The 406-nt window shown below is 62.1% G+C and carries 1 protein-coding gene; it reads right to left on the reverse strand.

Going from position 1 to position 406, the window contains the following annotated elements:
* Positions 1-357, reverse strand: a 357-nt coding sequence (locus tag SOP85_RS31240; protein WP_323629440.1) for a phosphatidylserine decarboxylase, incomplete at its 3' end; no start/stop codon positions are given.
* Positions 358-406: the final 49 nt, after the last annotated feature.

Below are 406 nucleotides of genomic sequence, written 5' to 3' on the forward strand. Positions count from 1 at the left end.
GGCCAGCAGCGCTTCCAAGCTGTAGTGATGGCCTTTGGCCTGGAAGATTTGATCGTCGCGGATCGGGCCGAGCTGGCTGATGGCGCCATCGGCGGGCAGCGCCAGCCAGTTGGCGTCGGCGATGATTGGGCGTGCGCCATCGCGCAGCGGGCGCACGAAGAAGTCGTTGAAGGTGGCGTAAGACGCCAAGTCCGGATTTTGCGCTTCCTGCATGTCCACGCGGTAGAAGCGGGCGAAGGCCTTGATCACCAGTTGGGTCAGCCAGCCGGCCCGTTTGTCGGCGCCCCAGCCCGCCAGGCGGGTCAGCGCCAGCTTCGGTAGCCAATATTGCAATTTAATCTTGATGCTATCCAGCACGTTAACCTCGTGAATCAGGGTAAAGGGCGCGCATTGTAACGAGGGCCTC

It is taken from the genome of Pseudomonas sp. YuFO20, from assembly GCF_035064975.1.
GTDB classification, from domain to species: domain Bacteria; phylum Pseudomonadota; class Gammaproteobacteria; order Pseudomonadales; family Pseudomonadaceae; genus Aquipseudomonas; species Aquipseudomonas putida_AE.